The 10701-nt window shown below is 40.4% G+C and carries 8 protein-coding genes and 1 pseudogene; 3 read left to right on the plus strand and 6 right to left on the minus strand.

All coding sequences use genetic code 11. The features are described from left to right. Positions 1-575 precede the first annotated feature (575 nt). On the plus strand, positions 576-1112 hold the full coding sequence (locus tag ACE1AT_RS25365) for a phycobiliprotein lyase (protein WP_374873463.1): 537 nt from the start codon (positions 576-578) through the stop codon (positions 1110-1112). 109 nt (positions 1113-1221) lie between these two features. On the opposite strand, the gene ACE1AT_RS25370 is transcribed toward ACE1AT_RS25365, so the two are convergent. Further along, positions 1222-2931 carry a diflavin flavoprotein gene (locus ACE1AT_RS25370; RefSeq protein ID WP_374873465.1) on the minus strand — a complete coding sequence of 570 codons (1710 nt, stop codon included), beginning with the start codon at positions 2929-2931 and terminating at the stop codon, positions 1222-1224. A 180-nt stretch (positions 2932-3111) separates the two neighbouring features. Beyond that, positions 3112-4830, minus strand: coding sequence for a diflavin flavoprotein (locus tag ACE1AT_RS25375; RefSeq protein WP_374873467.1), 1719 nt, complete (start codon positions 4828-4830; stop codon positions 3112-3114). A gap of 359 nt (positions 4831-5189) precedes the next feature. Between ACE1AT_RS25375 and ACE1AT_RS25380 the strand changes: the two genes are divergently transcribed. Next, the gene (locus ACE1AT_RS25380) at positions 5190-5987 is read left to right on the plus strand and encodes a pantothenate kinase (RefSeq protein WP_374873469.1); all 798 of its coding nucleotides are present in this window, start codon (positions 5190-5192) and stop codon (positions 5985-5987) included. An 11-nt stretch (positions 5988-5998) separates the two neighbouring features. Here the strand turns inward: ACE1AT_RS25380 and ACE1AT_RS25385 are convergent, their stop codons facing one another. Both ACE1AT_RS25385 and ACE1AT_RS25390 read right to left on the minus strand, forming a co-directional pair. Beyond that, positions 5999-6808, minus strand: a complete 810-nt coding sequence (locus tag ACE1AT_RS25385) for an alpha/beta fold hydrolase (protein WP_374873471.1) — start codon at positions 6806-6808, stop codon at positions 5999-6001. A gap of 99 nt (positions 6809-6907) precedes the next feature. Beyond that, a complete protein-coding gene (locus tag ACE1AT_RS25390) occupies positions 6908-7402 on the minus strand; it encodes an NUDIX domain-containing protein (RefSeq protein WP_374873473.1) in 495 nt (164 codons plus the stop codon). A 1277-nt stretch (positions 7403-8679) separates the two neighbouring features. Here ACE1AT_RS25390 and ACE1AT_RS25395 point away from each other — a divergent pair. After that, positions 8680-8844 carry a hypothetical protein gene (locus ACE1AT_RS25395; protein WP_016860072.1) on the plus strand — a complete coding sequence of 55 codons (165 nt, stop codon included), beginning with the start codon at positions 8680-8682 and terminating at the stop codon, positions 8842-8844. Between the two features lie 228 nt (positions 8845-9072). Here ACE1AT_RS25395 and argH read toward each other — a convergent pair whose 3' ends face one another. Next, positions 9073-10458: an argininosuccinate lyase gene (argH, locus tag ACE1AT_RS25400; protein ID WP_374873475.1), complete on the minus strand. Its 1386-nt coding sequence runs from the start codon at positions 10456-10458 to the stop codon at positions 9073-9075. 117 nt (positions 10459-10575) lie between these two features. Then, positions 10576-10701: pseudogene (locus ACE1AT_RS25405) on the minus strand (IS630 family transposase); the annotation flags it as partial.

The raw sequence follows: 10701 nt of genomic DNA on the forward strand, positions 1-10701 counted from the left end.
TCAATTTCAAAGATATTTGTGTGGGGTTAGTAACCGAATTAATGAGAATTAATCGTAATAAACGTAAATATTATCAACAGGGTTTAAGGGCTATGAAGCTTATCGAGTCTATGTTTTAGCTTATTTCGTCGCCCCCTCAGACGACTTACATCAATTCAGATTAAAAAGTAAAAAGATAATCCCCATAAATAAAAATTAGGGGCTAGCCTATGGCAATGCTACACCTACAAAATCAATATTTTCTTTTTCCTTGATGAGTATCTTTTTGCTTCTTATACTATTTCTTTATGAAGCTGCGCTAAATTTTATTGACTTCTTCTTTCTTTGTATACTTTGTGGTTCGTTCCTTATATAATTAGGCGCATCTTCATACAGAATTGGTATTACTTTTGCCTTGTTTGGTAATTATCTTTTGAAAAGTAGATATTTTTTCTAAAGTTGTAGCAATTCTATCAATAACTCTTTGTCTTTTTAGTTTATATTAAAAAAAGTAAATTTTTTGGAAAACAGCATACACAATATGTATGTCCTTGTATGACCAATTCTGAATTAACTGGGCGCGAGGAAGGCTAACCGTGACATCACCACTACAAATATTACAAAGAACCGACGAATCTCTGCTTGCGGAATTTTTTCAAGCATCTGTAGGTACATGGCACTCAGAACGCCGCTATTACACTTTACCAGAGGGAGAAACCAAAGAAATGGTAAGTGTAATTACGATCAAATTTTTGGAGCAAGGAAGCGAAGAATTACGTAAATTAGCTGACATGCACGGCTTACCTGATACAGCAAGCTTAACCTGTGGTGCTGAAGTTATATGGGAAAGCACTAATTCGATTTCAGGAAGAAAAGAATCAAAGGGAACAACTTTATTTGGGGCTTTAGGTAACACACTATATCGCGATCGCGGTTTCGCCACAACCAAGCCAGTGACAGCCGATTATTACTTCCCCAATCCCACAACCTTATGTTTGCGAACTGAGTACAATAATTCCGTATTTGAGGAAGAATTAAAGCTAGTCGGTAGCAAGTACCGCACACGCCAATCTATAATTTCTCGCGCGGGTGAACAATTGATGATTGGTCAATATTTGGAAAAACGGATTTAAGTACAAAGAAAGTAGCCCTTTCAAGGTGTAATCTATTTTTCTTGGTGTCTTAGTGTCTTAGTGGTTAAAAAGTAAACATATTAACCACTAATTAACTAAGATGTAATATTTAATAATGATTCCCTGACTTGCGATAATGCACAGCAGTAACACCATCGTCTAGAACCTGACCATTATCTACAGTCGCATAAACTAGCCAGTGGTCGCCTGCTTCCATCCGAGTTTCTACGGTACATTCAAGGTAAGCTAACGCATCTGTCAGGATAGGATTACCATTCTCGGCTTCTGTAGTAGCAACACCCTCAAAACGATCTTGCGCTGGGCCAAAGGGTTTGAGGAAGTGTTTCATTAACCCTATATGATTCCCTTCTTTGAGAATATTAAGAACAAATTGATTACCAGAGTGTGTCAAAGGTTCAACAGCCCGCTCTTTAGCAACAGCAATAGTAAAGCCAGGAGGACTAAAGCTAGCTTGAGATACCCAAGAAGCTAACATAGCGCTAGATACTTCCTCTCGTTTAGCTGTAATCACGCACAGAGAACCAATAATTCGCCCAACAGCTTGTTCGACATTGGTAGCAGGTTGGCTAGAAGTACGTACTTTTTTGACTTTTTTCAGTGCTTGCGCGAAGTCTGTTCCGGCTTCTTCACAAGTTTGTAAAGTGACATCGTTGGGTTTGAATTTGACTCGGATGGGTTCAAAGCCAAACTGATAACCAGCATCTTTAAGTTTACCTTCAATTAGATCAATAGCTTCGCCACTCCAACCGTAGGAACCAAACACACCGGCGAGTTTATTTTTAGCAGCCGTGGAAAGCACAATACCCAAAGCAGTTTGTACTGGTGTAGGTGCATGTCCGCCAAGGGTAGGAGAACCAATGATAAAGCCTGCTGCTTTCTCAACAGCAGCTTGAATCTCACTAGGTTCGGCGACTTCGCAATTGATGGATTCGACGCTGACACCTGCTTTCGTGATTCCGTGGGCGATCGCTTGTGCTAATGTTGTGGTATTCCCGTAAGCGGAAGCATAAATTAATGCCACTGTGGTATCTAAAGATGTCTGTTGCTGACTCCATTCCCGATAGGCTTGAGTTAGATCAATCAAGCCATAACGCACCAAAGGCCCGTGATTGGGCGCGTACATTCTCACCTGCAAATCGACCAATTTGTCCAATGTAGTTTCGATTTGACGGGCATGGGGAGCCATGAGACACTCAAAATAATAGCGTCTGTCTTCCAGAAAAGCTTGCCAACCTTCATCAAATACCTGATCGCCGCAGATATGCGCGCCAAATAACTTATCTGTGTATAAAATTTCCGTTTCTGGATCATAGGTGCAAAGTTGATCCGGGTAGCGGGGGTTAGGTGTAGGAATAAATTGCAAATGATGACCTTTGCCTAAATCCAGGGTTTCTTCCCCACGTTTAATCAGAATCGGTAAATCAGGATTTTCCAATGCGCCCCGCAAATTGATTGCTCCTGGATTAGAACAAACGAAAATTATCTGCGGCGCACGTTCCAGTAAAACTTTTAAAGTAGCAGCACGATTCGGGTTGACATGACCAAGAATTACATAATCAATCTGTTTTAAATCAAACCGTTTTTGCAGTGCATCTAAGTAAATTTCCGTAAAAGTTTCCCCCGGCGGATCAATTAGGGCAATTTTATCCCCTTGAATCAAATAAGAATTCGCAGTTGTACCCTTAGCTAGGGCGTATTCAATTTCAAATCTCAGACGAGTCCAACTGCGCGATCGCAATATTGTTGTGTCTGTTGCAATGGGGAGAATTTGAACGTCACGAGGTTTTGTGGATGTCATAGTTTTTTAGGGATCGGGGATCGGGGATTGGGGAAGGTAGGGGTCCCCTTTGGGGATAAGGGGCAGGTGGGGCAAGGGGCAACGGGGATTGGGAACTGGGAACTGGGAACTGGGAATTAGAAATAGCTGATCAGGAACTGGGGACTAATTTATTTCCTAATCCCCGATCCCCGATCCCTTCTAATAATGATTTCCAACTTTGCGATGATGCACAGCCGTTAAAGCCTCTGACTTACTCACCCGTCCCGCTTCAACTGTACTGTAGACAATCCAGTGATCGCCGCAGTCCATCCTACTGGTAACTTCACATTCCATGTATGCTAAAGCGTCGGTGAGGATAGGTGTACCGTTTTGGGCTGGCTGGGTTCTCACTCCTTCAAAACGATCTGCACCAGGGGCGAAACGTTTGAGGAAGTGTTTCATTAAACTTTGGTAATTACCTTCTTCCAGCACATTCAACACAAATTTATCGCCCACCTGCATCAGTGATTCGATCGCCCGATCTTTTGCTACTGCGATCGATATTCCCAAGGGTTTGAAGCTAGCTTGACTAACCCAAGAAGCTAGCATGGCACTTTTAACATCGCCTTTTTGGGCAGTAATGATATACAACCCACCGCTAATTCTACCCAAGGCTTTATCCAAGTCTGCGCCAAGGGATTTCATGGCTTTAATGCTTTTATCGCGTGTTACCCATTGGCCTAAATCTGTTCCTGATTCTTCCAACAACTTGTAGGTGTTTTCTGTGGGTGTTTCTCGAATTTGAATGGCTGGGAAAGCTAATGTTAAACCCAAATCCCGGAATTTATTCATCAAGGGATAAATCGGTTCATCATCACCACCATTGGATTCAAAAATCCCCACAGCCTGTTTTTCTTTCACAGCACCTAACACAGTACTGAGAGCAGTTTGTGCTGCTGGGTTGGATACTGGCGGCGTCCCCACAACAATTCCTGCACATCGACCGACAAGTTCTTGAAGTTCTTGCAAATCTGCGGTTTTCAGGTCTACCAATTCCACTGCTACACCTGTTTTGGTGATACCGTTAGCAACAGCTTGCGCTAGGCGATCGCCCCAACCATAACCAGAAACGTAAAATACACCAACCGTAGTTTCTGCTTTGGTTTGAGATTGGCTCCAAGTGCGGTAACGTCCGGTTAGTTCTTCAACGTTGTGGGAAAGTAGCGGGCCGTGACCTGTAGCAATCATACCGATTTTTTCTAGTTCACCCATACGCTTGAGGGCTGACAGTACCGACCGGGCATTAGGAGCCATTAAGCATTCGTAGTAAAATTCAAAATCTGGGGATATGGCCGCTAAATCTTCGTCAAATGTCGCATCTGAACAGTAATGCAACCCAAAAGCATCGCATGTAAACAGAATTTCGGTTTTGTGGTCGTAGGTAAAGATCGTGTCAGGCCAGTGTAAGTTTGGTGCAATCACAAATTCTAATTCGTGACCGTTACCTAAATCTAAGCGATCGCCATTTTTCACAATCCGCCGTTTGAAGGGTTGATGTACCAAGTCTTCCAAAAACTGAATCGCGACCTTGGAACCAACAACGGTGATCTCTGGGGCTAGTTGCAGAACATCTTTAACTAAACCACTGTGATCTGGTTCAGTATGACTGATAATTAAATAGTTAATGTCTGCTGGGTCTATTTGATTTTTGAGGGTATCTAGATATAGCTGGCGAAATTTTTCGTGGGAGGTATCGACTAAAGCTGTCTGCTCACCGCGTATGATAAACGAATTATAGGTAGTACCGTTTTGCAGACCGAATTCAATATCGAAGCGATCGCGATCCCAGTCCAGAGAACGAATAGCTGTTGTGTCCAACGCAATATCAGTTACCTGGATGGTCAGTCTTTTTTTGGGATTTTCGGCGAGTGCTACCATAACTGCCCTCCATAGCGAATGAGTATTTTTTCCTGTATTTATATTTTGACACGAGGTTATTGTAAATATTTATTAAATAATTTATAGATTAGTTAAAAAAAGCTAAAAGTATAAATTTGTACCAAGCTCAGGAGTGAGCGAGACTTCACTACTGGGTGAAATTCAAAATTTTGGGTGCTGTCTACTGAAGATGGTTAGAGTCTCTTGTAACTTAATTAAGTAACCTTAGATAGAAGAAATGTATAACTGTATTCTTCTAGTATGGTTTTAGCAACATTGAAAGTGCCATCCACAAAGATTGTATTGCTATTGCTTTCTTTCTGGCATTACTAAGAAATTTTAGGAAAATTCTTACGTAGATGTACTCAGAAAATTGGTTAGCTTTAATAATTGGTAATTCTCGCTTGCACTGGGGTTGGTTTGAAGGTAAAACACTTTGCCATACCTGGAATACAGAACGTCTTCCTAAGTCGTTTGTATATGAATTATCTCAATGTCGAAACCTTAACGAAATACTCAACAGTCTTTCTCTGACTCCCCACAACCCCCACACCAAGCACACCCCTGAAGTCCCCATTCCCCTCCTTTTCGCCTCAGTAGTTCCTAGTCAAACAGCATTATGGTTAACTTACCCAAATGTACGTGTTATTACCTTAGATGAAATACCTCTCCAAGCTATGTATCCCACTTTAGGAATAGATCGGGCTTTGGCGTTATGGGGTGCGGGGATAACTTGGGGTTTTCCCATGTTAGTAATAGATGCGGGTACAGCATTGACTTTCACCGGTGCTGATGCGAATCAAAATCTTGTTGGGGGTGCGATTTTGCCGGGATTGGGTTTGCAAATAGCGACTCTTAACCAAAAGACTGGACAGTTACCAAATGTGGAATTACCCGAAGATTTACCGCAACGGTTTGCTGTGAATACTCCAGAGGCGATCCAAAGCGGGGTGATTTATAGCTTGTTAGCTGCAATTAAAGATTTTGTTGAGGCTTGGTGGCAGTTATTTCCCCAAAGTAAGATTGCTATTACTGGGGGCGATCGCACTTTGTTAGTTAACTATCTCCAATCTCATCTACCACAGATAGCAGTACATATAGTTGTAGAACCAAATTTAGGATTCTGGGGAATGCGAGAAATTGTAGCTAGTTGTTAATTATTCATTATCTATCCTTTAATAAAATCCCGAATATCTCTAGCAACAATCGCCGCACACTTTTCTGGCAAATTTTGTCCTACATGATCGATGATTTTCAGATTGGCTTGTGGAATTATTTTTGCGTAATTATTACTCTTAGCCAAAGCATCTGGAGAGTCTTTCCCACCCTGTAAAATTAAAACAGGAACTGTTACAAAATCTAATTTATCTTGTACTAATTCTGCATGAATTTCTGGTAATTGACGCAAGAATAATAACTCACTACCTGTTGGATTTTGCAGCATTAATTGTTGTTGTTGCCAATCATGTTCTATTTGCGTATCTAAACCCAGAATTTTAGTCAAAGGACGAAGTATTCTTAATATTTTAAATATCCATAGCGGACGTTTCATCAAACCCTGTAATTTTTGACAATTTTTGTCTAATGCTTCAGTTTTTACACCTTCTGGTGCTAATAATACTAAGCCATATACTTGTTCTGGATACTTTAAAGCATAACTTGTAGCAATCCAACCACCAAGAGAATGCCCCACTAAATACACTCTTTCTAATTTCAAAGCATTTAAGAACTCAGCCAGACATTCTACTTGCAAATCTATCGAGTAGTGAATATTAGGATAATCCGATTCACCGAAGCCGAATAAATCTGGTGCAAAACAATGGAAACCTAATGAAAGCATTTCCATTACTGCTACCCATTCACTACTATCATTCCAAGCACCATGCAAAAAAACTACAGGTATTCCATCACCGACTTCACGCCAGAATAATAACCCTTGAGACAGCTTTCTCCGAGAGTTACGAAATAAGTTATTCATTTTTAATTTAGTAATTAAGTTTTAAAATTGTAAATTGATACTAAATAGTAGATAGTAGTTAGTGAAAAATTTTAACTACTAACCACTAACCACTAAAAATTATGCCAGTGTTGTCAGACCTTTTAAGTAGTCTTCTAATTGGCGATTATGGTCATGAGACATAAATTCTGGAGGTAAAGATTCGAGAGGAAAAGCCTGGATTTCCATTACTTCTAATGTGTCTTGAATCTCCATTTTTCCTTGTACGTCTGCTTCCACTACAATACAAATTGAATGGATTCTTGGATCACGGTCTGGAGCAGAGTATACTCCTACTAAACGTCTAATCCTGACTAATTCTAATCCCGTTTCTTCCATCAGTTCTCGACGGACTGAATTCGGTATGTCTTCTCCCCAGTCTACCATCCCTCCAGGTAAAGCCCAACGACCATTATCTCGCCTTCGGATTAGCACTATTTGACCATCGGGTAAAATAGGAATAATACTTGTACCAGGGATCGGATGACGGAAAATAATCCCCAGTACAGTTTGTCCAAATCGCCATAAACCACGTGTGGATTGAATTGCCACAGTAAAAAAAGCCAGAACGTTCAATCTTCAAATATTGGTAAGTTATGTGTGTTGTACTTTGAAGTTACCCACTAATCACATTTGCTCAACTAAATTGTTAAGTATGTTCTTATACAATAAGACTTGTGATTTTGGGATTGATTCTAATGCTTAGGTTAGAACATACAAATTTTAACATTTACGTTGCAGTAATTATAGTGAATGTGAGTATACATAATTTAGTTTTGCTAAACAAGCTATAGGTTAGATAAAAACAAAGAAGTATAGTGATTTTTCTATAAACCTAATCTAGTTTTTTATAAAAATGTATGACCTTATTCTAAGATGGTTTAAGCCTTATTCAAAAACTTTATAATATCTTTGCTTTCTACATATAACCAATATTTTTATTCTTTTAAAATAGAAATAAATTCACGAATTATCAAAGAAACAGATATATTGTTTTGTAGTAATGATTTAAAATTGTACTCTTCCTTGTTAATTGTATACATTAATTGTAATCATAGTTTTTTGTTAAATCACATTAACAGTAATTTGTATTATCTAGTTACAAATTACAAGTGAGCTAGAGTTAAGGTTAAGCACATTGCTGATATATTAATTTTTGCTCAGTGATAATTTATAGCTCATATTAATTTCGCGTCCTATTTTATCACTTACTGTCATTAATACTTCTAACTAGGGATAGAGTTAAGAAGACACAGAATCGGAATTTAAGTTGACAAAATCAATAAAGATACGTTAGGATATATTGCTGTTTAACAGTACAAGATATAAAAACCTACCGGGTCAGAAACCCCACGCCTAAAGATAGGGTCTTAAAAAGCCTTAATCTGACCAGACTAAGTACCTTACGTACTACGTTAGAGGCAAGAGTCTAAAGCTAGGGGCTTCCTACGAAGATATAAACATTTTGTACTTGTACCCTTAGGGATCTTGCTACAACTGTGCGGTAGGGCATCCCGTGCAGTCTAAACAAAGCTCATACATGTGAACAAGTATTTTATGGTTTGCCGCCGGGCAGTCGGTGAACTTTAAACAGATGCTTGTGGAGGGGAATCTGGACGGGGTTTTGGAACAGAGATGATCCAAAACTAGACAAACCCGATGAAGCAAGAATCTCCCGCCACAGCGTAAAGCTTGGCCGTGAGAGTGTCAATAAATAACCCTGCTGCCTTCAGCCGTAGGATTATTCAAAGCTTCACTAGGCTCAAACTACAATTAAAGTAAAGATAATCCTAGTTGAAATTGTCTAGATATCGCCTAAGTAAGGCTTTTTGTTGTTTATTCATGAGGTGAACATGGCTAAGCGCCGCAATCCGAAAAAAGAAAAGGCGCTACGGAACCAGGCATATGCCCGAAAGTTTCGTAAACGGACTACCACAGGAAGGATGCAGAGAAGATTCCAACAAAGACCACCGAAGAGTGAAGAGGATGAGGGAGCAGCAGCAGTTGATGCTGAATAATTTCCCTACTCAAAAGGTTGCTCTTTTTTTGTTTTAGTTGTTAGGCGTATATACCTACGCCTTTTTTTTATTACATGTAGAAACGTGAAATTTCGCGTCTCTACACAAGATTTTTGTATTATCCAAGCTCTATTGGGTAGAGGCGCACGACTGTAAATCCGGCGCTGCTGGTTTGACGTATGAATCCTTGTAGAGACGTAGCATTGCTACGTCTCTACCAATCACCAGCTATTCTGCAATTTGAGTGCGGGCATTTATAATTGCTGTTCTTACCTGATCGAAACCTGTACCACCATAGCTGTTACGAGCAGCAACTACTTTCCGAGGCGATATTGCTTCGTAAATATCTTCTGCAAATGCGGGATGAAGTTGTTTCCACTCTTCCAAGGTTAAATCTTTGAGGAGTTTGCCAGCAGCAATACTGGTTTTTACAACTTTACCTACGAGATTGTATGCTTCTCGGAATGGTACACCTCGTGCTGCTAGGTAATCTGCGACATCGGTAGCATTAGAGAAGTCTTCACACACTGCTTGTGCTAAACGCTGGGTGCGAAATTCTAAACCTTCTCGTAGCAAAATTGTCATTGCTTCTAGACATGCTTTGATAGTATTAACACTATCAAATAGACCTTCTTTGTCTTCTTGTAGGTCTTTGTTGTATGCCAAGGGTAGTCCCTTCATGATTACCAACAACCCTTGGAGATGGCCGAAGACACGCCCAGTTTTACCCCGTACTAATTCTGGGACATCGGGGTTTTTCTTTTGGGGCATAATGCTGGAACCTGTTGCACAACTATCTTTCAGGGTGACAAAACCAAACTCTTCAGATGCCCAAAGAATAATTTCTTCGCTCAGACGGCTCAGGTGAACCATGATTAAGCTAGCAGCACATAAAAATTCGATCGCAAAATCGCGATCGCTCACCCCATCCAAGCTATTAGCATAAGCGCTATCAAAATGCAATAGTTGGGCTGTGTAATGGCGATCAATGGGGAAAGTAGTTCCAGCCAAAGCACCACAACCTAAAGGAGAGATGTTGACTCGCTTCTGGACATCTCCCAAGCGTTCCCAATCCCGTTGTGCCATTTGAAAGTATGCCAACAAATGGTGAGCTAAACTTAGAGGCTGGGCGCGTTGTAAGTGGGTGTAACCAGGGATTAAAGTTTCAACGTGATTCTCAGCAATATCTAAAAGGACACTTTGGAATTCTCGTAGTCGCTGACGAATTTGTTGAATTTGGTCGCGTAAGTATAATCTGGTATCTGTTCCTACTTGATCATTACGAGAGCGTCCAGTGTGTAGCTTTTTACCTACATCACCAATAATTTCCACAAGACGATGCTCAACAGCAAAGTGTACATCTTCTGCTTCAATGCCAGGGTTAAACTTGCCTTGGCGATATTCTTGGCGAATCTGTTCTAAACCAGCAACTAATTGCTCTCCTTCTTCAGGAGGAATGATACCGCATTTAGTTAGCATCTGAGCATGAGCAACAGAGCCAGTCAAGTCATATTCGATTAGTTCAATGTCAAAACTAATACTTGCATTAAAGCGAGCGATCGCAGGATGTAATGCTGATTCAAATCGCTGACTCCAAGTTTGCTGTTCAGTCATGTTCGGGAACTGGGGATGGGGGAGACAAGGGAAGGGGGACAAGGGAAGGGGGACAAGGGAAGGGGGACACGGGAGACAACTTCTCAGTTATCAGTTAACAGTTAAGCTGTTCCACATTTAGTTTGCAATAGCAGCATTTCCTTTATTTTTTACTTTTCGTCCCCATTGAATTATTAGTTCTCCCTGATTTAACAATCTATCCAGTAAATTCTTTAACTCATCTACTGATTTAAATAACCGATG

The sequence above is a fragment of the Pelatocladus sp. BLCC-F211 genome (assembly GCF_041928655.1).
Taxonomy (GTDB): Bacteria; Cyanobacteriota; Cyanobacteriia; order Cyanobacteriales; family Nostocaceae; genus Pelatocladus.

Bases quoted from the DNA above. Each gene is read 5' to 3' on its own strand.
- ACE1AT_RS25380 (WP_374873469.1), top strand. From the start codon at position 5,190: ATGTACTCAGAAAATTGGTTAGCTTTAATAATTGGTAATTCTCGCTTG.
- ACE1AT_RS25370 (WP_374873465.1), bottom strand. From the start codon at position 2,931: ATGACATCCACAAAACCTCGTGACGTTCAAATTCTCCCCATTGCAACA.
- ACE1AT_RS25395 (WP_016860072.1), top strand. From the start codon at position 8,680: ATGGCTAAGCGCCGCAATCCGAAAAAAGAAAAGGCGCTACGGAACCAG.
- ACE1AT_RS25385 (WP_374873471.1), bottom strand. From the start codon at position 6,808: ATGAATAACTTATTTCGTAACTCTCGGAGAAAGCTGTCTCAAGGGTTA.
- ACE1AT_RS25375 (WP_374873467.1), bottom strand. From the start codon at position 4,830: ATGGTAGCACTCGCCGAAAATCCCAAAAAAAGACTGACCATCCAGGTA.
- argH (WP_374873475.1), bottom strand. From the start codon at position 10,458: ATGACTGAACAGCAAACTTGGAGTCAGCGATTTGAATCAGCATTACAT.